The sequence below is a fragment of the Gibbsiella greigii genome, from assembly GCF_039540155.1.
Lineage (GTDB): Bacteria > Pseudomonadota > Gammaproteobacteria > Enterobacterales > Enterobacteriaceae > Gibbsiella > Gibbsiella quercinecans.
The window spans coordinates 132,833-155,186 of sequence record NZ_BAABEM010000051.1; the positions used below are offsets into that span (position 1 = coordinate 132,833).

Consider the following 22,354-nt stretch of genomic DNA (forward strand, 5'->3'; position numbering starts at 1 on the left):
TTGGTGTACGGTATCGCACGCCCCTATTGCCACGCCCGCCAAGGGCGCGGCAACAGGACCTCAGGCTTGCATAATACCGGTAAAAAAATGCCGGTAACGCATTAGCTACTCAAATTCGTTCCATGACCGGCCGTCGCGGGTGATCATCGCCACCGAAGCCACCGGCCCCCAAGTGCCGGACTGATAAGGCTTCGGCGCCTCGTTGTCCGCTTTCCAGGCGTCCATAATGGAATCCACCCACTTCCAGGCTTCTTCCACTTCGTCACGCCGGACAAACAACGCCTGGATACCGCGCATGGTTTCCAACAGCAAGCGCTCGTAGGCGTCGGCCACATGCGCCTGATTGAAGGTTTCAGAGAAGCTCAGATCCAGCTTGGTCGTTTGCAAGCGGTGTTTGTGATCCAGGCCCGGCACTTTGTTCAATACCTGGATCTCAATCCCTTCGTCCGGCTGCAGGCGAATGGTCAGTTTGTTCTGCGGCAGCTGTTGGTAGGAATCGCGGAACAGGTTGAGTGGTGGGTTTTTAAAGTACACCACCACTTCCGAACATTTGGTCGGCAGGCGCTTACCGGTGCGCAAATAAAACGGCACGCCGGCCCACTGCCAGTTATCGATATCCACACGGATGGAGACAAAGGTTTCAGTGTTGCTGCTTTTGTTCGCCCCTTCCTCTTCCAGATAGCCCGGCACTTTTTTGCCCTGCACAAAGCCGGACGTATACTGGCCGCGCACGGTGGTTTCGCGCACGTTGCTCTGATCGATGCGGCGCAGCGAGCGCAGCACTTTCACTTTCTCGTCACGAATACGGTCAGTCGTCAAATCCGCCGGTGGCGACATGGCGATCATCGTCAGGATCTGCAGCAGATGATTCTGGATCATATCGCGCATCTGGCCGGCCTGATCAAAATAGCCCCAGCGCCCTTCAATACCCACCTCTTCCGCCACGGTGATCTGCACATGATCGATGGTGCGGTTATCCCAATTGGACGCAAACAGCGAGTTGGCGAAACGCAGCGCCAGCAGGTTGAGCACCGTTTCCTTGCCCAGATAGTGGTCGATACGGTAGACCTGGCATTCGTCGAAATACTCCGCCACCTGATCGTTGATCACGCGTGAAGAGGCCAGATCGGTGCCGAGCGGTTTTTCCATCACAACCCGCGCCGGCTCTTTATTCAGCTTGGCTTCCCCTAACCCTTTGCAGATGGCGCCGAAGGTGCTTGGCGGCATGGCGAAATAGTTGATGGTGGTGCGGTGCTTCTGATCCAGCAATTTGCCCAGTTTGACGAAATTCTTGCTGTCGTTAACGTCCAGGTTGCAAAAATCCAGGCGCTCGCTCAACGTCGCCCACAGCGCATCATCCAGATCTTCTTTCATGAATGTGGTCAACGCTTCCTTCACCACGTTGGTGTAGGCTTCTTTATCCCAATCCGCGCGGCCCACGCCGATAATGCGGGTCTCTGGGTGGATGTGGCCGGCTTTTTCTAGTTGGTACAGGGAAGGCAGCAGCTTACGGCGCGCCAAATCACCTTTCGCGCCGAAAATAACCAGGTCGCATGCCTGGGCTGTAGAGGTTACCGCCATGTTCAATCTCCTCGTTGCAGGATATTTGTAATTTTCTTACATTACTAATGTACTCTCTTTGCCTACGGCCAGTAAACCCGGATCAAAAACGCCAAAAAGCCCCATAAACTCTGGTGTTAACACCGCAAACGGCGCCAAACCTGCCCTCCACAGGGAAAACTGTAATTTTCTGTCTTTTTTGGCGCTTGATTACCGTTATGAAAGTTAGACACAAGTCATATTCTGATGAAAAAACCCAGTATGCGCTCAGTCAGTACTGCCAACGGTTACCAGCACGTAGTATATTTTCACTAAACCGGTATTGATTTCTCCTTTAACTGAAATCGACAAAACCCATGAGGGACTCCCGCCAATATGAATACGCTGGAAAAGATCCAGAGCCATCTGGAGCTCCTGAGCAAATCTGAAAGGAAAGTTGCCGAGGTCATACTGGCTTCACCGCAAACCGCCATTCACTCCAGCATTGCGACGTTGGCGCGCATGGCCGACGTCAGTGAACCGACGGTCAACCGCTTCTGCCGCCGCCTCGACACCAAAGGGTTCCCCGATTTCAAACTGCATCTGGCCCAAAGCCTGGCGAACGGCACGCCGTACGTAAATCGCAACGTGGAAGAAAATGACAGTGTAGACGCTTATACCAGTAAAATTTTCGAATCCGTGATGGCCTGCCTGGATGCGGTCAAAACCAACCTGGACATTGCCGCCATTAATCGCGCGGTGGATCTGCTCACCCAGGCCAAGAAAATTTCTTTTTTCGGCCTGGGCGCTTCGGCGGCGGTGGCGCACGATGCCATGAACAAATTCTTCCGCTTCAACATCCCGGTGGTGTACCTCGATGATATCGTGATGCAGCGCATGGGGTGCATGAACTCGGGAGAAGGTGACGTGGTGGTGCTGATCTCCCATACCGGCCGCACAAAAAACCTGGTGGAGCTGGCGCATTTGGCGCGCGAAAACGACGCCACGGTGATTGCTATTACCTCCCGCGATACCCCCCTCGCCCACGAAGCCACGCTGGCGCTGTTGCTTGATGTGCCTGAGGATACGGATGTGTATATGCCGATGGTTTCACGCATCGCGCAGTTGACACTGATCGACGTTTTGGCGACCGGCTTCACCCTGCGCCGCGGCGCGAAATTCAGAGATAACTTGAAGCGGGTCAAGGAAGCGTTGAAAGAATCGCGCTTTGATAAAGGCGTGGTTCTGCCCAACGGCTTTGAACCTTGATACGCGATAAGCACCGCCAGCAGGCGGCATGATAAGGTGTATTTGCCCGGCGGCATCATTGGCTGTACCGTGTTAGGCTGTGATCCGCCATGCGCCTGCCAGCCAGTCCGCATCGCGGCTCGCAGCCGATACATAATATACGGATAACCCCAGGGGATCGCATGCGCCAGTGAAGCGGCATTCATCTTTGCGTTGGTTATCCAAGATAATCGCATCACTATTATTTGCTTCACCAGTCAACGGAGTAATGCATGTCCAGACGGCTCAGAAGAACCAAAATTGTTACCACCCTGGGTCCGGCTACTGACCGTGACAATAATCTGGAAAAGATTATTGCCGCTGGCGCAAACGTAGTTCGGCTAAATTTCTCTCACGGCACGGCGGAAGATCACCTGCTACGCGCAAACAAAGTGCGTGAGATTGCCGCCAAGTTGGGGCGTCATGTCGCTATTCTTGGCGATCTTCAGGGCCCGAAAATCCGTGTATCCACCTTCAAAGAAGGCAAAATCTTCCTCAACGTCGGCGACAAGTTTGTGTTGGACGCCAATCTTTCCAAAGGCGAAGGCGACAAAGAAAGAGTCGGCATCGACTATAAAGGCCTGCCTGCCGATGTCGTCCCCGGCGATGTGCTGCTGCTGGACGATGGCCGCGTTCAGTTGAAAGTCATTGAAGTGCAAGGTATGCGGGTATTTACCGAAGTCACGGTGGGCGGCCCGCTGTCGAATAATAAAGGTATCAATAAATTGGGCGGCGGCCTGTCGGCAGAAGCACTAACGGAAAAAGACAAGGCCGATATCGTCAGCGCAGCCAAAATTGGCGTTGATTACCTGGCGGTTTCTTTCCCTCGCACCGGCGAAGATCTTAACTATGCCCGCCGTCTGGCGCGTGATGCCGGCTGCAACGCGCAAATCGTATCGAAAGTCGAGCGCGCCGAAGCCGTTTGTACCGATGAGGCGATGGACGACATCATTCTGGCTTCCGACGTGGTGATGGTGGCCCGCGGCGATCTGGGGGTTGAAATCGGCGATCCGGAGCTGGTAGGTATCCAGAAAAAACTGATCCGCCGCGCCCGCAAGCTCAACCGCGCGGTGATTACCGCCACCCAAATGATGGAATCGATGATCACCAACCCAATGCCAACCCGCGCCGAAGTGATGGACGTCGCGAACGCCGTACTGGACGGCACCGATGCCGTTATGCTCTCGGCGGAAACCGCCGCCGGCCAATACCCGGCGGAAACCGTTGCCGCGATGGCGCGCGTTTGCCTGGGCGCAGAAAAGATCCCGAGCATCAATATTTCTAAACACCGGCTGGATGCGGAGTTCGATAATGTTGAAGAGGCGATCGCCATGTCGTCGATGTATGCCGCCAACCATCTGAAAGGCGTCACCGCCATCATCGCGCTGACCGAATCCGGCCGCACGGCGCTAATGATGTCGCGCATCAGCTCCGGCCTGCCGATCTTCGCTATGTCGCGGCACGAGCGCACGCTTAACCTGACGGCGTTGTACCGCGGCGTGACGCCGGTGTATTACGACAGCCACACCGACGGTGCCGAGGCGGCCGATGACGCCATCAACCGCCTGCGCGATCGCGGCTTCCTGGTGTCTGGCGATCTGGTGTTGGTAACCCAGGGCGATATCATGGGCACCATCGGCACCACCAATACCGTGCGTATTTTGCTGGTGGAATAACCCAACGGCAAGCCGTGCAACATGCCAGCCATACCGGCTGGCATTTTTTTTACCGCCGGCTAACGGTACAGATCATCACGCGAGTAGGGTTCAATCTCCCCTTCCTTGCGGGTTTTCAACAGCTTGAGGATCCAGGTGTACTGCTCCGGGTTCGGCCGCACCAGGTTCTCAACCTCTTCATTCATCCGGCGTGCGATATAGACATCGTCAGTACCGTCCAGATCGTCCATCGGCGGATGGATATAAATATCCAGCATGCTGGTTTTGCCGTCATACACCGGGAACAACGGCACGATCGCCGCCCGGCACACCTTCTTCAGCCGGCCAACCGCCGGCAAGGTGGCTTTGTAGGTGGCGAAGAAATCAACGAACTCACTGTGCTCGGCGCCGTGATCCTGATCCGGCAAATAGTAGCCCCAATAGCCTTGGCGCACCGAACTGATAAACGGCTTAATGCCATCGTTACGTGCATGCATACGCCCGCCGAACTTACGCCGCACCGCGTTCCACACATAGTCAATCAACGGGTTGCTTTGGTTATGGAACATCGCCGCCATCGGCTGCCCACGCGCGGCCAGCAGCATGGCCGGCACGTCCACCGCCCAGCCGTGCGGCACCAGGAAAATCACATTGCGCCCCTCAGCTCGGATCTTTTCCAACACCGCTTCACCGTGCCAACGCACGCGGCGCAACACCCTTTCCGGGCTGGTGCAGGCCAACTCCGCCATCAACACCATAGACTGCGGCGCAGTGGCGAACATCTGGTCGATAATCCGTTCGCGCTCCTCCTCCGGCAGTTCAGGCAAACAATACAGCAGGTTGATGCGCGCCCGGCAGCGTGCGCCTTTGGCCACTTTGCCGGCCAGTTTACCTATCGCCCCCAAGGCAGGATCGCGCAGCCGCGCCGGCACCAGCGAAACACCGGCCATCAGCCCGATGCCAAGCCAGGCGCCCCAATAGCGCGGGTGGAGAAAGGCTTTCTGGAATTGAGGAATAAACTCAACGTTGGATTTTTTATCGTTTTGCATGCACAAACTCTTAACGCAGCGATTTGGCTAATAATAATTGCAGATGATGAATTTACAATTAACCCGCCAAATCACCAATAAAAAAACATCGGCCCGCCACGGGCCGATGAAGAAAAGATCAGGCGATGAGGAATCAGTTCAACTGCAACTGCGGCACCACTTCTTTCACCTGCGCCAGATAATCACTGCGATCTTTACCGCTTAACCCTTCGGAACGCGGCAGTTTAGCCGTCAGCGGGTTAACCGCCTGTTGGCCGATCCAGAATTCATAGTGCAGGTGTGGGCCGGTGGAGCGCCCGGTGTTGCCGGAAAGCGCTATGCGATCGCCTCGTTTTACCTTCTGCCCTGGTTTCACCAACAGTTTTTTCAGATGCATATAGCGCGTGGTGTACTGGCGACCGTGACGGATCGCCACGTAGTTGCCGGCGGCGCCGCTGCGCTTGGCGATAACCACTTCACCATCGCCAACCGCCAGCACCGGCGAGCCCACCGGCATGGCGAAATCGACGCCCTTGTGCGGCGCGATGCGCCCTGTCACCGGGTTGACCCGGCGCGGGTTAAAGTTGGAGGAGATACGGAACTGCTTCATGGTGGGGAAACGCATAAACCCGCGCGCCAGGCCGGAGCCTTGACGATCGTAGAATTTGCCGTCTTCAGCACGAATCGCGTAATAGTCTTTACCGCCGGTGCGCATGCGCACCCCCAGCAGTTGGCTTTGCTCATTCTTGCCTTCGAACTGCTCGCGCGACATCAACACCGAGAACTGATCGCCTTTGCGCAACTTGCGGAAATCGAGCTGCCACTGCAGCGCTTTGATCACGGCATTGATTTCCGCCCGGCTCAAGCCGGCTTCCGCCGCGCTGTTGACAAAACTGCCGTTCAGTTGGCCGTTCAGCACGTGGTTGCGCCATTCACCCTTCTGGGTTTCCTGGGTTTCTTTGAAATTATTGCCAACGCGATCGTAGGTGCGGCTCTCACGGCGTGAGACTTCCCAGGTCAGGCGTTGCAGATCGCCGGCGTCATTGACCGTCCATGACAGTTGCTGGCCGATTTTCAGGTTACGCAAATCGCGGTTTTGCGAAGCCAGCAGCGTCACGTCAGACATATCGATGCCGTACTGCGTCAAAATGCTGCCGAGCGTATCACCGGTAGAAACCACATATTCATGCACGCCGTCTTCGCCCGCGACTTTCTGATCCAGTTCATCCTGGGGAATGTCGTCATCGGGGGTGGGTTGATCGGCATCGATCGGTTCACTGGCTTCGGGGAGCAAAGAGCGTAACTGGCTGGATTCTAATTCGACGGTTTTAACGATGGGGTTCTGTTCTGGGTGATAAACAAAAGGCCGCCAAACCGCTACGGCCAATGTCACGACTGTCAACGACCCCAGCATAACGCGATGGGGCCGTGGCAGGTTGTTATACGCCAGAGAGATAGTTCTGACTATCTGCTGCACTCGATATTATCCTCATAAGCTTTACTTCAGGCAGCTCACGTATTGGTTCGACAAGGCGGTCAGGAAGTTACCATAGCTGTCTTTCCCCAATGCGATGCCCATGCCCAGCGGATCCAGCGTTCCAGAACGCGCAGCGGTTCCCTTGGCAACGGCATTGATTACGGCTGGCCTGAATTGTGGCTCAGCGAAAACACATACGGCTTTCTGCTCAACCAACTGTGTTCGAATTTGGTGTAAACGCTGTGCTCCGGGCTGAATTTCGGGATTAACGGTGAAATGGCCCAACGGACTCAACCCGTAGTGTTTCTCAAAGTAGCCATAAGCATCGTGAAAAACAAAATATCCCTTGCCCTGCACAGGCGTAAGCATATTAACAACATTTTTGTCAGTTTGCGTCAGCAGATTCTCGAACTGGCGCAGGTTTGCGTCTAATTTGTCCTTATTTTGCGGCATAAGTTCCAATAATCTGTCGTGAATTGCGATCGCAGTCAGTTTCGCAATCTCCGGCGACAGCCAGACGTGTAAATTATATGCACCATGGTGATGGCCATCGTCATGATCGTGGTCATGTTCAGCATGATTATCTGCCGCTTCGCCATGGTCATGATGATGATCGTGATCGTCGTCATCATCGCCTTTCATCAACAGCGGTTTCACGGCCGCCAGTTCGCTGATCGCCAGTTGCCGGTTCGCCGGCAGCGGCGCTACCGCTTTGGTCAGGAAGGCCTCCATATCCGGCCCAACCCAAATCACCAGATCGGCGGCGCGCAGGCGCTGGATGTCCGAAGGGCGAAGCGCGAAATCATGCGGCGACGCCCCATCCGGCAGCAGCACCTCCGTTTCCGTTACGCCATCGGCGATTGCCGAGGCAATAAAACCCAGCGGGCGGATTGAGGTGAGCACCGCGGCAGAAGCGCTGCCGGCCACCATCAGCGCGCTGGCCAGCAAGGCATTTCGTAACCATCTCTTTTTCTGTACCATCATCAGTTATCCCATCGTTTTCGTCGGCAGTGCGTGATATTATAACATTCGGTAATTTCTGCAAACGTAATCAAGACATGTCTACACTGACAACGCTAAAAAATATTTCCGTGGCCTTCGGCAACCGGCGGGTTTTGGCGAACGTATCGCTTAACCTGCAGCCGGGGCGCATCCTGACGTTGCTGGGCCCCAACGGGGCGGGCAAATCGACGCTGGTGCGCGTGGTGCTTGGGCTGGTGCAACCCACCGAAGGCACCATTGAACGCCTTCCGGGATTGCGCATTGGCTATGTGCCGCAAAAGCTGCACCTGGACGCTACCCTTCCGCTGACCGTCAGCCGCTTTATGCGCCTCAAGCCCGGGGTGAAAAAAGCCGATATCTTGCCTGCGCTAAAACGCGTGCACGCCGCACATCTGCTTGAACAGCCGATGCAAAAACTCTCCGGTGGTGAAAACCAGCGCGTACTGCTGGCGCGGGCGTTGCTCAACCGGCCACAGCTGTTAGTGCTGGATGAACCCACCCAGGGGGTGGACGTTAACGGCCAGGTTGCGCTGTATGACCTTATCGATCGGCTGCGCCAAGAGCTGGGCTGCGCGGTGCTGATGGTCTCGCACGATCTGCACCTGGTGATGGCAAAAACCGATGAGGTGCTGTGCCTCAACCAACACATCTGCTGCTCCGGCACACCGGAAGTGGTTTCCACACACCCGGAATTCATTGCCATGTTCGGCAACCGCGGCGCCGAGCAGTTGGCGATTTATCGCCACCACCATAATCACCGTCACGATCTGCAAGGAAAAATTGTGTTGAAAAAAACCGGGGGCCGCGAGGCATGATTGAACTGCTCTTACCCGGCTGGCTGGCCGGCGCCTTGTTGGCGGGTGCGGCCGGCCCGTTGGGCTCGTTTGTGGTATGGCGCCGTATGTCGTACTTCGGCGATACGCTGGCGCACGCGTCGCTGCTCGGCGTGGCGTTCGGGTTATTGCTGGACGTAAACCCATTCTATGCGGTGATTGCCGTTACGTTGGTGCTGGCGCTGATCCTGGTCTGGCTGGAGCGCCGCCCGCAACTCTCTGTTGATACCCTACTGGGCATTATGGCGCACAGCGCGCTGTCGCTCGGCCTGGTGGTGGTGGCGCTGATGTCCAACGTCCGTGTCGATCTGATGGCCTACCTGTTTGGCGATCTGCTGTCGGTGACCCTGAGCGATATCGGCATGATTGCCAGCGGCGTGGCGGTCGTGCTGCTGGTACTGTGGTGGCAATGGCGCGATCTGCTGTCGATGACCATCAGCCCGGAAATGGCTCATGTCGACGGCGTGAACCTGGCGCGGGCGCGCACGGTGCTGATGCTGGTAACCGCGTTAACCATCGGGCTGGCCATGAAGTTCGTCGGCGCGCTGATTATTACTTCGTTGCTGATTATTCCGGCGGCCACCGCCCGCCGCTTTGCCCGCACGCCGGAGCAGATGGCCGGTTACGCGGTGCTGCTGGGGGTAATTGCGGTCACCGGCGGGCTGACCTTCTCGGCGTTTTATGACACGCCGGCCGGCCCTTCGGTGGTGCTGAGCGCCGCCATCCTGTTTGTGTTGAGCCTGATGAAAAAACAGCGGGGATAGTGAATTGCCCAGCGCTTTCGCATTGTGCGAAGACGCTGGGGTAAAACCCGTTAAGCGTCGTTGGGCGCGATGCCGAAATGTTTGTACGCGTGGTTGGTCGCCATGCGCCCGCGCGGAGTACGCTGGATAAACCCTTGTTGGATCAGGAAAGGTTCAATCACATCTTCAATCGTTTCCCGCTCTTCCCCAATCGCCGCCGCGAGGTTATCCAGCCCGACCGGCCCGCCGGTGAACTTCTCGATAATCGCCAACAGCAGTTTACGGTCCATGTAATCAAACCCTTCGGCATCCACATTGAGCATGTTCAGCGCCTGTGCGGCCACATCGCCATTCATCAGCCCGCCGGCCCGCACTTCCGCAAAATCGCGCACCCGGCGCAGCAAACGGTTGGCGATACGCGGCGTACCGCGCGCGCGGCGGGCGATTTCGTGCGCGCCATCGCCAGACAGATTCAGCCCCAGGCAGTTGGCGCTACGCGCGACGATGTGCTCCAAATCGACCACCTGATAAAACTCCAGCCGTTGCACAATGCCAAAGCGATCGCGCAGCGGTGAAGTCAGCGAGCCGGCACGCGTGGTTGCCCCCACCAGAGTAAACGGCGGCAGTTCCAGCTTAATCGAGCGGGCCGCCGGCCCTTCGCCGATCATGATATCCAACTGATAATCTTCCATCGCCGGATACAGCACCTCTTCTACCACCGGCGAAAGGCGGTGAATTTCATCAATGAACAGCACGTCGTGCGGTTCAAGGTTAGTCAACATCGCCGCCAAATCGCCCGCCTTCTCCAGCACCGGGCCCGAGGTGGTACGCAGATTGACGCCCATCTCATTGGCAACAATATTCGCCAACGTGGTTTTACCCAGCCCCGGCGGGCCGAAAATCAGCAGGTGATCCAGCGCATCGCCGCGCTGCTTGGCTGCCTGGATAAAGATTTCCATCTGCTCACGCACGTGCGGTTGCCCGACGTATTCCCCCAACAGCTTGGGGCGAATGGCGCGATCCAGCACCTCTTCTTCGCTGATGGGTTCGGCAGAAATCAGGCGATCGGCTTCAATCATCTTCTATCCCTTCTGGGCCTTACAGGGCGGCGCGCAAGGCGTCGCGGATCAGGGTTTCACAGTCGGCGCCCGCTTTGGCCACCTTGTTGATCATCCGGCTGGCTTCTTGCGGCTTATAGCCCAAGGCCACCAGCGCAGAAGCGGCCTCGGCTTCGGCGTCTATTTCCGCCGTTTTCTGCGCGGCGGCAGGCAGGCTGATTTCGCTACTGTTATTGAACAGATCGCCATTAAGCCCTTTAAAGCGATCTTTCATTTCGACCACCAGACGCTCGGCGGTTTTCTTACCCACGCCCGGCAATTTGACCAACGCGCCGATCTCTTCGCGTTCGACCGCACTCACGAACTGCTGCGCAGACATGCCCGACAGAATCGCCAACGCCAGCTTCGGGCCCACGCCGTTAACCTTGATCAGTTCGCGAAACAAGGCGCGCTCTTGTTTATCGTTAAAACCATACAGCAGTTGCGCGTCTTCACGCACCACAAAGTGGGTAAAAATAATCGCTTCTTTGCCCAGCTCCGGCAGTTCATAAAAACAGGTCATCGGCATATGGACTTCATAACCTACGCCGTTTGTTTCCAGCAACACCAGCGGCGGCTGCTTTTCCAGAATATTCCCTCTGAGACGACCTATCATTTATCCTCCTGCTCGGATTGATCTACACGGCTGAGCGCCGCGTTTTGCTGCTACAGCTTATACCATAAAAAAGGCTGGATGAATATCCAGCCTGTGTTAACGCAAATTTTGTTTTAGCGTAACCGCCCGCGCGCCAGATTCAAGCGCCCTTCCCGCATGCGCAGCACGTTCTGGCTCAGGTGGCAGTGGGTGATGGCGATCGCCAGCGCATCGGCGGCATCGGCCTGCGGGCTGGCAGAGAGCTTGAGCAGCGAACGCACCATATGCTGTACCTGGCTCTTTTCCGCCGCCCCGGTGCCGACCACGGTTTGCTTCACCTGGCGTGCCGCATATTCAAACACTTCCAGATTTTGGTTCACCGCCGCGACGATCGCCACCCCGCGCGCCTGGCCGAGCTTTAGCGCAGAATCTGCGTTCTTGGCCATGAACACCTGTTCGATGGCGAAGAAATCAGGTTTGAACTGGGTGATGATCTCGCTAACGCCGGCATAAATCAGCTTCAGCCGCGTTGGCATGTCATCCACCGCGGTGCGGATACAGCCGCTGGCGACATAGGTCAACTGGCGGCCTTGCTGGCGGATCAGGCCATAGCCGGTGATGCGCGAACCAGGATCGATACCGAGTATGATCGCCATCCCTACATCCACCCTGTGTCAGGCGCGGCTAGGCGCCGGTTGGCCGTTGCGCGCAAAAATCGCATTACAGCGTTGCCGCCACCTCGTCAGAGATTTCACCGTTGTGGTAAACCTCTTGCACGTCGTCGCAGTCTTCAAGCATATCGATCAGGCGCAGCAGCTTCGGCGCGGTTTCGGCATCCATATCGGCTTTGGTCGATGGGATCATCGACACTTCCGCCGCTTCAGCGACAAAACCGGCCGCAGTCAGAGCGTCTTTCACTTCACCCAGGTTTTCCCAAGCGGTGTAAACGTCGATAGCGCCGTCGTCATAGGTAATGATGTCTTCGGCGCCGGCTTCCAGCGCCGCTTCCATCACTGCGTCTTCATCCAGGCCCGGTGCGTAAGTGATCACGCCTTTCTTGCTGAACAGGTAGGCCACGGAACCGTCGGTCCCCAGGTTGCCGCCGGCTTTGCTGAACGCGTGGCGCACTTCCGCCACGGTGCGGTTGCGGTTATCGCTCAGGCATTCGATCATGACGGCGGTGCCACCAGGGCCGTAGCCTTCATAAATGATGGTTTCCATGTTGGAATCATCATCGCCGCCAACGCCGCGCGCGATTGCACGGTTCATGGTATCGCGCGTCATGTTGTTGGACAGCGCTTTGTCCATGGCTGCGCGCAGGCGCGGGTTAGCGTCCGGATCGCCGCCACCGAGTTTGGCGGCCGTCACCAGCTCACGAATAATCTTGGTGAAAATCTTACCGCGTTTGGCATCCTGTGCTGCTTTGCGGTGTTTTGTGTTGGCCCACTTACTATGACCTGCCATAAAAATATCTCCAAAAGGACTACTGCACTGAATTAATCACAAACTCTTCAATCGCCTGCTGGTTGCTCCATGACTTGGTCAGTTTGACGGCATCCGCCGCCGCAAGCCATTGATAAGCGTTGTGCTCGGTGATCACCGGCACCCGCTCTTCGGGCAACGCCAGACAGAACCAATGCTCTTTATTGCGCGTGGTTCCCGGCGCATAGCGATGTCGCAAATGGACAAAGAGTTCAAACTCCACACAGCGCTGGCAATCGAACAACGGCAGATTCTCTGCTTCGATATCGATGCCGACTTCTTCCCTGACCTCACGCCGTGCGGCATGCAACGCTGACTCGCCCGCTTCCAGGCTGCCGGTAACCGACTGCCAGAACTCGGTATCATCACGCCGTTGTAACATCAGCACCCGGCCGCTGGACTGCGCATAAATCACCACCAGAATCGACTCGGGCCGCTTGTAATTCATCACTCGCTCTCTTGCTCTGAGGCTTTTTTCACTACGCTAATGGATAATTCCTGCAACGATGCCGGGTTGGCGAAGCTTGGCGCATCGGTCAACAGACAGGCGGCAGCGGTAGTTTTCGGGAATGCGATCACGTCACGGATGTTTTCCGTTCCGGTCAGCAGCATCACCAGGCGATCCAGGCCAAAGGCCAGGCCGGCATGCGGCGGCGTACCGTATTTCAGCGCATCCAGCAGGAAGCCGAATTTCTCACGCTGCTGTTGTTCGTCAATGCCCAGAATGCTGAACACCGTTTGCTGCATTTCGCTGCGGTGGATACGCACCGAACCACCACCCACTTCATAGCCATTGAGCACCATGTCATAGGCGTTGGCCGTGACCGCGGTGGGATCCTTGGCCAGTTCTTCCGGCGAGGTGTCACGCGGTGCAGTAAACGGGTGGTGCATAGCCGCCAGGCCGCCTTCGCCGTCGTCTTCAAACATTGGGAAGTCAATCACCCACAGCGGCTGCCAGCTGTCGAGCTGGGTCAGTGCCAGATCGCGGCCCAGCTTGAGGCGCAGCGCCCCCATGGCGTCGGTCACAATCTTGGCGCTGTCGGCGCCGAAGAACAGAATATCGCCGCTTTGCGCACCGCTGCGCGCCAGGATCGCTTCCAGCACTTCCGCACTCAGGAACTTGGCGATCGGGCTTTGTACGCCTTCCATGCCGGCAGCACGATCGTTCACCTTCAGCCAGGCCAGGCCTTTCGCGCCGTAAATGCCGACAAACGCGCCGTATTCGTCGATTTGCTTACGCGTCAACTGCGCGCCGCCCGGCACACGGATTACCGCAACCCGACCCTTAGCGTCGTTGGCAGGGCCAGCAAACACTTTGAATTCGACATCTTTAACCAGATCGGCCACGTCCACCAATTCCAGCGGGTTACGCAGGTCTGGCTTGTCGGAGCCGTAACGGCGCATCGCCTCGGCAAAGGTCATGATCGGGAAGGCCCCAAGATCCACGCCCTTCACTTCCAGCCACAGTTCACGCACCAGTTGTTCCATCACTTCACGCACCTGTTCGGCGGTCATGAACGAGGTTTCAACATCGATCTGGGTAAATTCCGGCTGACGATCGGCACGCAGGTCTTCATCTCGGAAACATTTAACAATCTGGTAGTAGCGATCAAAACCAGACATCATCAGCAACTGTTTGAACAGCTGCGGCGACTGCGGCAGCGCATAGAACTTGCCTTTGTGCACACGGCTTGGCACCAGGTAATCACGCGCGCCTTCCGGCGTCGCTTTGGTCAGCATCGGGGTTTCAATATCCAGGAAACCGTGGCTGTCCATGAAGCGGCGCACAAAGCTGGTGATTTTGGCACGGGTTTTCAGGCGATCGGCCATTTCCGGGCGGCGCAGATCCAGATAGCGGTACTTCAGACGCGCTTCTTCCGTGTTGTTCTGGTTAGAGTCCAGCGGCAGCGGCTCGGAACGGTTGATGATTTCAAGCTGATGGGCGAACACTTCCACTTCACCAGTGGCCATATCTTTATTGATCTGGCTGCCCGGACGCGCCCGCACGGTACCGACGATCTGGATGCAGAATTCGTTGCGCAATTCGAACGCTTTGTCGAAAGCGGTTTTCTGATCGGGATCGAAGAACACCTGCACGATGCCTTCACGGTCACGCATATCAATAAAGACCAGGCCGCCCAGATCGCGGCGGCGGTTGACCCAACCACACAAAGTGACTTCCTGGCCCACGTGGGACAGATTCAACTGCCCGCAATATTCAGTACGCATACGCTATCCTTTTGGCTTAAGCCGACTCCGAGCCAGATGGGTTACCCTTGGCCCGGCTATTATCTGATGAACCTTTACTACCCGGTTTAAAATCTGTCGCATACCAGCCGGTGCCCTTGAGTTGGAAACCGGCGGCGGAGATCAATTTCGCCAACGCGGGCTGCCCGCACGCCGGACAGACTGTCAGCGGCGCGTCGGAAAATTTCTGCAATTTCTCTAACCGATGATTGCAAGCACCACATGCATATTCGTAAATCGGCATAGGTCGTTTGATTAAAGAGTGTTGAAAAAAGGCTGGCATTATAAAGGAAATTCCCCCGGTCGATAAGTGCGAACACGGCATTGTTGATACACTAAATCGCGGGTAATAGCCGAAACAATACATTGATTAACAAATTTAGCATTAACTTGCGGCAGAATTTGCACATAATCGTAAGCTCTCTCGCCGGGCCGGCCAGGGTTACAGGTTGTGCCGGCCGCCCGGCACACCGTTATCATGCGATTTTTATCAATGGAATTATCCTAATGCTGACACTTCATGCCCAAACCACCGCGCTGGTGTTGATCGATTTGCAAAAAGGCATCTTGCCCTATGCCGGCGGCCCACACAGCGCGGAACAGGTCGTCACCCACGCCGCCCATCTGGCCGGGCGTTTTCGCGCGCTTGGCGCCCCGGTGTTCCTGGTACGGGTAGGCTGGTCTGCCGCCTTTGCCGATGCGCTCAAACAGGCGGTCGACCGCCCGGTGCCGGAGCCGGCCGGCGGGCTGCCCGCTGCCTGGTGGGAACAGCCGGAAACCCTGGCGGTTAGCGACAGCGACATTTTGATCACCAAACGCCAGTGGGGGGCGTTCTATGGCACCGAGCTTGATCTGCAGTTGCGCCGCCGCGGTATCAAAACCCTGGTGCTGGGGGGCATATCCACCAATATCGGTGTAGAATCCACCGCCCGTGCCGCCTGGGAACATGGCTATGAGCTGGTGATTGCCGAAGACATGTGCAGCGCGCAAAACGCCGAAATGCACCAGTTTGCGTTTGACCATATCTTCCCACGCCTGGCTCGGGTACGCAGCACCAGCGAAATCCTTGCGGCGCTGTAACGGCCGGGGCAGCGTGATGAACGCGGCCTTGCCCAGCATCACATAATATATAAAGGAAAAGAACGGCGTTGATGTATATCGGCTTACCTCAATGGCAACACCCGGCCTGGAACCGCATTGGGCTACGCGATCTGGCGGACTACAGCCGCTATTTCAACTGCGTAGAAGGCAATACCACTTTTTATGCTTTGCCCCGGCAGGAAATTGTGCAGCGCTGGCGCGACATGACCGATGATAACTTCCGGTTTTGTTTTAAGTTCCCGGCCGACATCAGCCATAAAGCGGCGCTGCGCAACTGCGCGGCGGAAATTCAGGCATTTTACCACTGTTTGGCCCCGGTGCATCAGCGCATCGGCCAACTGTGGCTGCAACTGCCCGCCGCATTCAGCCCGGCCGAATTGCCCGCCCTGTGGGCCTTTTTCGACGCGCTGCCCAATGAATTTACCTACGGCGTTGAAGTGCGCCACCCGGAATTCTATGCCAAAGGGGAAGCCGAACGGCAGCTTAATCAGGGTTTACATCAGCGTGGCATCAACCGCGTGGTGATGGACAGCCGCCCGGTGCATCACGCCGCCCCCACCAGCCCGGCGGTACGTGATGCGCAACAGAAAAAACCCAAGGTGCCAGTGCATGCGCTGGTGACCGCCAAAAACCCGCTGGTGCGTTTTATCGGCGGCGATCGGCTGGAAGACAACCTGCGTTGGTTTGAACCCTGGCAACAGAAGCTGCCCCAATGGCAACAGCAGTATCAGCCCTATCTGTTTATCCATACGCCGGACAACGGCGACTCCCCCCAGCAGGCGCAGAAGATCTGGCAACGCTTGCGCCAGGCGATCCCAACCTTGCCCTCCGCGCCGGATTGGCCGGAACAGGACTCGCTGTTTTAACCCACTGCCCTGGGGGATAAATTTCTGTTTTTCCGCGCGACAGTTTTCAGAATGACGGCTATCATGCTCAATGCCAGTTTTGGTTAGGGAATGGAGTTGGAAATGGTAAGCGCGCTTTATGTGGTGCTCGGCGCATTGTTGTTGATAAAACTCTCTTATAACGTAGTGAAACTCAGAATGCAGTACCGCGTGGCCTATGGCGATGGCGGCTTTTACGAACTGCAAACGGCGATCCGGGTGCATGGCAACGCGGTGGAATATATCCCGATTGCCGCCGTGCTGCTGGTGCTGATGGAAATGAACGGCGCGCAAGTCTGGATGATTCATATTTGCGGCTTGCTGCTGATTGCCGGGCGGCTGCTCCACTACTACGGCCTGCAAAACCGGGAAATTCGCTGGCGCCGCTCGGGCATGGCCGCCACCTATCTTTCACTGGTACTGATGGTGTTAGCCAACCTGTTCTATCTGCCCTGGGAACTGATTTTCACCCTGTATTAACCGGCACACGCCCGCCGGTGCATCTTTCAGGCGGCCTGCTGGCCGCCGGCTAATTTTCCCGGCCCGGCATAAAATTGACGGGGTATACGCAGCCGTCAGCGCCCCCATTGGGGCAATGGCCCTGGATGGGCCAAGAGTAATAAAGCCAACACACCTGCAACTTGAAGTATGAAGGGTATACATGCTTACTGCGGTTATCTGCTAGAATATGCCCCCTCGAATTCTTATCTGATTTGCCGCTATGCCAAACCGCGATACCCTTTTTTCTGCGCCCATCGCCAAACTGGGCGACTGGACCTTTGACGAGCGGGTCGCTGAAGTCTTCCCCGACATGATTCAGCGCTCCGTTCCCGGCTACTCCAACATCATTTCCATGATTGGTATGTTGGCCGAACGTTTCGTCCAGCCCGATAGCCAGGTCTATGATCTGGGGTGTTCACTCGGCGCCGCAACGCTGTCAATGCGCCGGAGTATCCGGGTAACGGGGTGCAACATCATTGCCGTTGATAACTCGCCGGCAATGGTTGAACGCTGCCGCCGCCATATTGATGCCTTCCGCGCCGACACACCGGTTGAAGTCATTGAAGCCGATATTCTGGACATCGACATTCAAAACGCCTCTATGGTGGTGCTCAATTTTACCCTGCAATTCCTCGAACCGGCCGACCGCCTGCGTATCCTGCAGCAAATTTACCGCGGCCTGCGCCCAGGCGGCGCGCTGGTGCTGTCGGAAAAATTCAGTTTTGAAGACGCCAATGTCGGCGAGCTACTGTTCAACATGCATCACGATTTCAAGCGTGCTAACGGCTACAGCGAGCTGGAAATCAGCCAGAAGCGCAGCATGCTGGAAAACGTGATGCTGACCGATTCCGTGCAGGTGCATAAAGCGCGTTTGCAACAGGCGGGCTTCCAGCATGCGGAAGTCTGGTTCCAGTGCTTCAACTTCGGTTCGCTGATCGCCCTGAAAGCGGAGGATGCGGCATGATTGAATTTGGCGATTTTTATCAGCGCATCGCGAAAAGCCCGCTTAGCCACTGGCTGGATACCCTGCCGGCGCAGATAAGCAGTTGGCAGCGCGAATCGCTGCACGGCAAATTCAAACAGTGGTTTAACGCCGTTGAGCATCTGCCGGCCCTCACGCCCACTCAGTTGGATCTGCAAAACGGTGTGTGTGCCGCGCTGGAGCAGCCGTTGTCTGCCGGCCAGCGGGAAGGCATTGAGAAGATGCTGCGTAACCTGATGCCCTGGCGCAAAGGGCCGTTCTCGCTGTACGGCATTGATATCGACACCGAATGGCATTCGGACTGGAAGTGGGATCGTGTGCTACCGCACATTTCCCCACTGGCCGGCCGCACGATCCTGGATGTCGGCTGCGGCAGCGGCTACCACATGTGGCGTATGGTCGGTGCAGGCGCCCATTTGGTGGTGGGCATTGACCCCATGCAGCTATTTTTGTGCCAGTTCGAGGCGGTGCGCAAACTGTTGGGCGGCGACCAGCGCGTGCACCTGTTGCCGTTGGGCATTGAACAACTGCCGGAACTGGCGGCGTTCGACACCGTGTTCTCCATGGGCGTGCTCTACCACCGCCGTTCACCGCTGGATCATCTCTACCAGTTGAAAAACCAGTTGGTGCATGACGGTGAGCTGGTGCTGGAAACGTTAGTGGTGGAAGGCGATCGCCATCAGGTGTTAGTACCGGGTGATCGCTACGCGCAGATGCGCAACGTGTACTTTATTCCGTCGACCGAGGCTCTGAAATCCTGGCTGGAAAAATGCGGATTTGTTGATGTGAAAGTGGCGGATGTGTGCGTCACCAGCACGGAAGAACAGCGCCGCACCGGTTGGATGACCAGCGAGTCGCTGGCGGATTTTCTCGATCCCGACGATCACAGTAAAACCGTGGAAGGCTACCCGGCGCCGCTGCGTGCCGTGCTGGTGGCAAGAAAACCCTAGGCCTAATATGCAACGGCAGGTGAAAACGCCTGCCGTTGCGTCGCCCTATTCGCTACAGGCTTTTTGCCAGCGGGTTGGCTTGCAACAGCGCGTCTTTCATCGCCGCCACCATATCCCCGTCCACGCAATAGTGGCTGAATTCATCAAAATCGTTATCTGCGCACATGGTGACCCCCGCTTTGCGATAACGCATAAACGAAGGGATGCTGTGCCCCGATGAGCTATGCAACTCCTGAATGCCGATATCAACAAACTTCTGCAGATTGCTCAACCGCACCCCGGCACCGGCCATAATCACCGGCCGCTGGCTGGCGTAAACCAGATCGCGCAGCAGCGGCAGGCCAAGCTCGGCGTTTTGCTGTTGCCCAGAGGTCAGAATGCGCGCCACGCCAAGCTGCGTGAGTTGCTCAAGCGCCACCATCGGGTTTTGGCACATATCAAACGCGCGGTGAAAGGTCACGGCCATCGGGCCGCACAGCGCCATCATGTCGCGCATGCGCGGCAAATCGATGTGCCCGTCTTGATCCAGAATACCGAACACCACGCCGGGGAAGCCCATATCACGGATCCGGGCGATATCGTATTTCATCACCTCAAAATCTTCCTCACCGTAGCAAAAATCGCCGCCGCGCGGGCGCACAATCGGGTGCACCGGCACCTTAACCTGCGCTTTGGCCAGGCGCAATGCGCCATAGCTCGGCGTTAGCCCCCCTTCACTCTGGCTGGCGCACAGCTCAATGCGATCGGCCCCCGCCTGTTCAGCCGTCAGCGCACACGCGACGCTATAGCAGCAAACTTCCAGTTTTATCATCATTACCTCCTCAATGACGGCCAAAATACAACGCAGTTGTTATCCACAAGAATTCTCGCGTAGGCTCAAGATCTCTCCCACTCATCCTGGGCTTAGGAGAAACACTATGGCATTCAATTTTGATCAACAGATAGACCGCAGTCACAGTGACAGCGTTAAATGGGATAAATATCATGGCCGCGATATTATTCCGCTGTGGGTGGCCGACACCGATTTTCGCTCGCCGCCGGCCGTGATTGCGGCGCTGCAACAGCGCGTCGCACACGGTGTATTTGGCTACGGCCACCCTTCGCCCGATCTGAGCGCGGTGTTTGTCCAGCGCATGGTAGAGCGATACGGTTGGCACATCAAAGCGGAATGGCTGGTGTTTCTACCGGGGCTTATCAGCGGCCTTAACCTGTGTGTGCAGGCGTTCAGCGCGCCGGGGGAAGGCACGCTGGCGCCCAACCCCATCTACCCGCCCTTTCGCAAAGCGGCGAAATTTTCCGGCCGCTCGCAGATTGCCATTCCGTTGGCGCTGCGCCAGCGGCGCTGGGTGATCGATCTCACGGCCGCCGAAGCCCAGCTCACCGGCAAAGAACGGCTGTTGATGCTGTGCAATCCGCAAAACCCCGGCGGCACCGTTTACCGCCGCAATGAACTCTTGGCGCAACACGCCTTTGCCCAACGGCACGATCTGGTTGTCTGTTCCGATGAAATCCACTGTGATCTGCTGCTGGAGCCGGGCCTGCGCCATATTCCTTTCGCCAGCCTCAACGCCGACGCCGAACAGCGCAGCATCACATTAATGGCACCGTCGAAAACCTTTAACATCGCCGGCTTAGGCGCAGCAATGGCGATTATCCCCAATCCGGCATTGCGCCAGCGCTTTAACCGCCAACGCAGCGGCCTTGTGCCGCCGGTGGACGTGTTGGCGCTGGCCGCCGCCCATGCCGCCTACCGTGATGGCCAAGCCTGGCTGGGTGAACTGCTGGACTATCTGCGGGCTAACCGCGATCGCGTTAGCCAACGGATCAACGCCATGCCCGGCTTGCAGTTGCAGCCGATAGAGGCCACCTATCTGGCCTGGTGTGATTGCAGCGGGCTGCCGGTAGAAAACCCACACGCGTTCTTTGAACAAGCCGGCGTGGGGCTCAGCCCCGGGCTGGAATTCGGCAACCGCCATTTTGTACGGCTCAACTTCGGTTGCCGGCGTGAACTGCTTGATAAAGCGCTCGATCGCATGGAACAGGCAATCGCTGCACTGACGCCTTAACCGCGTTCGCTGGCGACCACCTCGCGAATAGAATATGGATGGAATTTGAGGGTCACGCTGCCGTCGCTGATCGCCAGCGTCGGATTGGCCAGGCGTTCCCCTTCCCCTTTTGGCGCACTGTATTTCAGCTTGATGCCGGGCGCCAGCAACGCCGCGTCCGGCAAGTGTTGCAGCGCATTGGCGTATAACGCGGCCGGCTCGCCGCCGATCACCAGTTCGACATGTTCCCAGCCTTCATGGGGATAGCGCTTCTCACCGGGATACGGCAGCTCAACGCAATCGATCTGCCACGGCCCAATCTGCAACGGCGTCGCCAAATCAAACAGGCAAATCGGCCGCCCGTTAATCATGGCTTGCGATAACAGCGTGCCGCACTGCAGCAGCCCCTGATGCCAGCGTTCTGCGGTGGCATTCTGGTGGCAACGCACGGCGATGTGATCGGCGGTAAACAAAGACAAATCCAGATCGAGCTTGTCGGCAAATTGCGCCAGCGCCAGGGTAAAACGCGGTAAATCCAGCGCTAAATCATTCAGCTCTGCAACGGCTGATAAAGGGGCCATAACTCTCCCGATAGTAAACAAAAGACCATGGGCGCCTAATTTACCTGTTTACGCTGTGCGTATCCACGCGCAGCGCATGTTGCTGTGCCAGGATTTACGGCTTTGCGTTCTTTAATCCCACAAAAAATAAAGACACAACAAAAACGGCACTTTATTGAAACCGCCAGCGCCATGCCATTTTCATTTCAACTTTAAGATTTATCTCACCAGGAACACCCTAAAATATCAGAGTATTACGTTAGCGCCAGACGACCTATACCAGCGATATGCCACGAAAAAAATAGCAGTTAACTGCCACTAATCATCATTTAATAGCTTAATATTA

23 protein-coding genes are annotated in these 22,354 nt (G+C 56.8%); 10 read left to right on the forward strand and 13 right to left on the reverse strand.

Annotated features, from left to right (window positions below; translation table 11 throughout):
- Positions 1-105 precede the first annotated feature (105 nt).
- Positions 106-1,581 carry a glucose-6-phosphate dehydrogenase gene (zwf, locus tag AC559G_RS23375; protein WP_438597959.1) on the reverse strand — a complete coding sequence of 492 codons (1,476 nt, stop codon included), beginning with the start codon at positions 1,579-1,581 and terminating at the stop codon, positions 106-108.
- A 354-nt stretch (positions 1,582-1,935) separates the two neighbouring features.
- Between zwf and AC559G_RS23380 the strand changes: the two genes are divergently transcribed.
- Together AC559G_RS23380 and pyk are read left to right on the forward strand one after the other, a co-directional pair.
- Positions 1,936-2,808 carry a MurR/RpiR family transcriptional regulator gene (locus AC559G_RS23380; protein ID WP_279027593.1) on the forward strand — a complete coding sequence of 291 codons (873 nt, stop codon included), beginning with the start codon at positions 1,936-1,938 and terminating at the stop codon, positions 2,806-2,808.
- A gap of 251 nt (positions 2,809-3,059) precedes the next feature.
- Positions 3,060-4,502 (forward strand): pyruvate kinase, encoded by a 1,443-nt coding sequence (pyk, locus tag AC559G_RS23385; protein WP_095844529.1) that lies wholly within the window; start codon positions 3,060-3,062, stop codon positions 4,500-4,502.
- A gap of 59 nt (positions 4,503-4,561) precedes the next feature.
- Here pyk and lpxM read toward each other — a convergent pair whose 3' ends face one another.
- From lpxM to znuA, 3 genes are all read right to left on the reverse strand, one after another.
- The gene (gene lpxM / locus AC559G_RS23390) at positions 4,562-5,530 is read right to left on the reverse strand and encodes a lauroyl-Kdo(2)-lipid IV(A) myristoyltransferase (RefSeq protein WP_498915033.1); all 969 of its coding nucleotides are present in this window, start codon (positions 5,528-5,530) and stop codon (positions 4,562-4,564) included.
- A 133-nt stretch (positions 5,531-5,663) separates the two neighbouring features.
- Entirely contained in the window at positions 5,664-6,986 is a 1,323-nt protein-coding gene (mepM, locus tag AC559G_RS23395) for a murein DD-endopeptidase MepM (protein ID WP_498915035.1), read from the reverse strand.
- A 21-nt stretch (positions 6,987-7,007) separates the two neighbouring features.
- The gene (gene znuA, locus AC559G_RS23400; RefSeq protein WP_438596565.1) at positions 7,008-7,967 is read right to left on the reverse strand and encodes a zinc ABC transporter substrate-binding protein ZnuA; all 960 of its coding nucleotides are present in this window, start codon (positions 7,965-7,967) and stop codon (positions 7,008-7,010) included.
- A 77-nt stretch (positions 7,968-8,044) separates the two neighbouring features.
- On the opposite strand from znuA, the gene znuC reads away from it, so the two are divergent.
- Positions 8,045-8,803 carry a zinc ABC transporter ATP-binding protein ZnuC gene (gene znuC, locus AC559G_RS23405; RefSeq protein WP_279027599.1) on the forward strand — a complete coding sequence of 253 codons (759 nt, stop codon included), beginning with the start codon at positions 8,045-8,047 and terminating at the stop codon, positions 8,801-8,803.
- Positions 8,800-9,585 carry a zinc ABC transporter permease subunit ZnuB gene (gene znuB / locus AC559G_RS23410; RefSeq protein ID WP_498915036.1) on the forward strand — a complete coding sequence of 262 codons (786 nt, stop codon included), beginning with the start codon at positions 8,800-8,802 and terminating at the stop codon, positions 9,583-9,585. Before znuC ends, znuB begins: the two co-directional genes overlap by 4 nt.
- A gap of 50 nt (positions 9,586-9,635) precedes the next feature.
- On the opposite strand, the gene ruvB is transcribed toward znuB, so the two are convergent.
- The 7 genes from ruvB to AC559G_RS23445 all read right to left on the reverse strand — a co-directional run bounded on the left by ruvB (position 9,636) and on the right by AC559G_RS23445 (position 15,352).
- Entirely contained in the window at positions 9,636-10,643 is a 1,008-nt protein-coding gene (gene ruvB / locus AC559G_RS23415; RefSeq protein ID WP_498915038.1) for a Holliday junction branch migration DNA helicase RuvB, read from the reverse strand.
- A 19-nt stretch (positions 10,644-10,662) separates the two neighbouring features.
- Complete coding sequence (ruvA, locus tag AC559G_RS23420; RefSeq protein WP_498915039.1) at positions 10,663-11,277, reverse strand: Holliday junction ATP-dependent DNA helicase RuvA; 615 nt, start codon at positions 11,275-11,277, stop codon at positions 10,663-10,665.
- A gap of 113 nt (positions 11,278-11,390) precedes the next feature.
- Entirely contained in the window at positions 11,391-11,912 is a 522-nt protein-coding gene (gene ruvC, locus AC559G_RS23425) for a crossover junction endodeoxyribonuclease RuvC (RefSeq protein ID WP_095844537.1), read from the reverse strand.
- Positions 11,913-11,976: 64 nt separating this feature from the next.
- Positions 11,977-12,720 (reverse strand): YebC/PmpR family DNA-binding transcriptional regulator, encoded by a 744-nt coding sequence (locus AC559G_RS23430; protein WP_438596562.1) that lies wholly within the window; start codon positions 12,718-12,720, stop codon positions 11,977-11,979.
- Between the two features lie 19 nt (positions 12,721-12,739).
- Positions 12,740-13,186 (reverse strand): dihydroneopterin triphosphate diphosphatase, encoded by a 447-nt coding sequence (gene nudB, locus AC559G_RS23435; RefSeq protein WP_095844539.1) that lies wholly within the window; start codon positions 13,184-13,186, stop codon positions 12,740-12,742.
- A complete protein-coding gene (aspS, locus tag AC559G_RS23440; RefSeq protein ID WP_498915042.1) occupies positions 13,186-14,967 on the reverse strand; it encodes an aspartate--tRNA ligase family protein in 1,782 nt (593 codons plus the stop codon). Before aspS ends, nudB begins: the two co-directional genes overlap by 1 nt.
- A 16-nt stretch (positions 14,968-14,983) precedes the next feature.
- Positions 14,984-15,352: an FmdB family zinc ribbon protein gene (locus AC559G_RS23445; RefSeq protein ID WP_438596564.1), complete on the reverse strand. Its 369-nt coding sequence runs from the start codon at positions 15,350-15,352 to the stop codon at positions 14,984-14,986.
- Positions 15,353-15,492: 140 nt separating this feature from the next.
- Here AC559G_RS23445 and AC559G_RS23450 point away from each other — a divergent pair, with 140 nt between their 5' ends.
- From AC559G_RS23450 to cmoB, 5 genes are all read left to right on the forward strand, one after another.
- Positions 15,493-16,065, forward strand: a complete 573-nt coding sequence (locus AC559G_RS23450; protein WP_498915043.1) for a YecD family hydrolase — start codon at positions 15,493-15,495, stop codon at positions 16,063-16,065.
- A gap of 71 nt (positions 16,066-16,136) precedes the next feature.
- Positions 16,137-16,952: a DUF72 domain-containing protein gene (locus AC559G_RS23455; RefSeq protein ID WP_498915045.1), complete on the forward strand. Its 816-nt coding sequence runs from the start codon at positions 16,137-16,139 to the stop codon at positions 16,950-16,952.
- A 102-nt stretch (positions 16,953-17,054) separates the two neighbouring features.
- A complete protein-coding gene (locus AC559G_RS23460) occupies positions 17,055-17,450 on the forward strand; it encodes an MAPEG family protein (RefSeq protein WP_438598126.1) in 396 nt (131 codons plus the stop codon).
- Positions 17,451-17,691: 241 nt separating this feature from the next.
- The gene (gene cmoA / locus AC559G_RS23465) at positions 17,692-18,435 is read left to right on the forward strand and encodes a class I SAM-dependent methyltransferase (protein ID WP_498915047.1); all 744 of its coding nucleotides are present in this window, start codon (positions 17,692-17,694) and stop codon (positions 18,433-18,435) included.
- The gene (gene cmoB, locus AC559G_RS23470) at positions 18,432-19,403 is read left to right on the forward strand and encodes a tRNA 5-methoxyuridine(34)/uridine 5-oxyacetic acid(34) synthase CmoB (RefSeq protein WP_498915049.1); all 972 of its coding nucleotides are present in this window, start codon (positions 18,432-18,434) and stop codon (positions 19,401-19,403) included. The genes cmoA and cmoB overlap by 4 nt, the downstream gene beginning before the upstream one ends.
- A 52-nt stretch (positions 19,404-19,455) precedes the next feature.
- Here cmoB and cutC read toward each other — a convergent pair whose 3' ends face one another.
- Positions 19,456-20,214, reverse strand: coding sequence for a copper homeostasis protein CutC (cutC, locus tag AC559G_RS23475; protein ID WP_438598129.1), 759 nt, complete (start codon positions 20,212-20,214; stop codon positions 19,456-19,458).
- A gap of 106 nt (positions 20,215-20,320) precedes the next feature.
- Between cutC and AC559G_RS23480 the strand changes: the two genes are divergently transcribed.
- Positions 20,321-21,469 (forward strand): MalY/PatB family protein, encoded by a 1,149-nt coding sequence (locus AC559G_RS23480; protein ID WP_498915051.1) that lies wholly within the window; start codon positions 20,321-20,323, stop codon positions 21,467-21,469.
- On the opposite strand, the gene AC559G_RS23485 is transcribed toward AC559G_RS23480, so the two are convergent.
- A complete protein-coding gene (locus tag AC559G_RS23485) occupies positions 21,466-22,029 on the reverse strand; it encodes a VOC family protein (RefSeq protein WP_498915053.1) in 564 nt (187 codons plus the stop codon). The genes AC559G_RS23480 and AC559G_RS23485 overlap by 4 nt on opposite strands.
- Between the last annotated feature and the right edge of the window lie 325 nt (positions 22,030-22,354).